This window comes from Actinotalea sp. C106 (assembly GCF_023630195.1).
Taxonomy (GTDB): Bacteria; Actinomycetota; Actinomycetes; order Actinomycetales; family Cellulomonadaceae; genus Actinotalea.
In genome coordinates this window covers 1-889 of record NZ_JALPKN010000564.1, presented here as the reverse complement: position 1 = coordinate 889, position 889 = coordinate 1, and the positions used below count along the sequence as shown (strand labels likewise).

At 76.6% G+C, this 889-nt stretch carries 1 protein-coding gene; it reads left to right on the top strand.

Going from position 1 to position 889, the window contains the following annotated elements; translation table 11 throughout:
* Positions 1-889 (top strand): bifunctional 3'-5' exonuclease/DNA polymerase (locus tag L0B03_RS18505; RefSeq protein ID WP_250448562.1); only part of this gene is annotated, 889 nt, incomplete at both ends.

Sequence of the window (889 nt, the reverse complement as noted above, 5' to 3'; positions counted from 1 at the left end):
CCCCTCGGCCGCGGCCACCGCGCTCGACCCCCTCGCCGAGCTGGGGCTCCAGCTCGCCGCCGTGGCCGGCTCGAGCGCACCAGGACGCCTGCGCCTGCTGCTCGCCGCGGAGTCCACCGGGGCGTTGATCGCCGCCGAGATGCGGCACGACGGCATGCCCTGGAGCACCGACGTCCACGACGAGCTGCTGACCCGCCTGCTGGGTGTGCGCCCGCGCCACGGTGGTCGCCCGCCCCGGCTGGAGGCCCTGGCCGAGGAGGTCCGCGCGGCGCTGGACCAGCCGACCCTCAACCTCGACTCCCAGCCGGACCTGCTCCGCGGCCTGCGCTCGGCCGGGCTCGACGTCACCTCCACCCGGACCCACGAGATCCGCGCGCTGGTGCACCCGGCCGTCGGGCCGCTGCTGAAGTACAAGAAGCTCGCCCGGCTGCTCAGCGCGAACGGCTGGACCTGGATGGAGGCCTGGGTCCACGACGGCCGCTACCGGCCCGACTACGTGCCGGGGGGCGTGGTCACGGGTCGGTGGGCGACCAGCGGCGGGGGTGCGCTCCAGCTCCCGGCGAGCATCCGTGCGGCCGTCCGTGCGGACCCGGGCTGGACGCTCGTGGTCGCCGACGCCGCCCAGCTCGAGCCCCGGGTCCTCGCAGCGATGTCGGGCGACCGGGCGATGGCCGCCGCGGGACGCCAGGCCGACCTGTACCAGGGGGTCGTGGACGCGGGGATCGTGCAGACCCGGGAGCAGGCCAAGTACGCGATGCTCGGCGCCATCTACGGCGCCACCACGGGCCCCAGCGCGGTCCTGATGCCGCAGCTGGCCCGGGCCTACCCGCGCGCCGTGGAGCTCGTCGAGGCGGCGGCTCGGGACGGCGAGCGCGGCGACGTCGTCTCG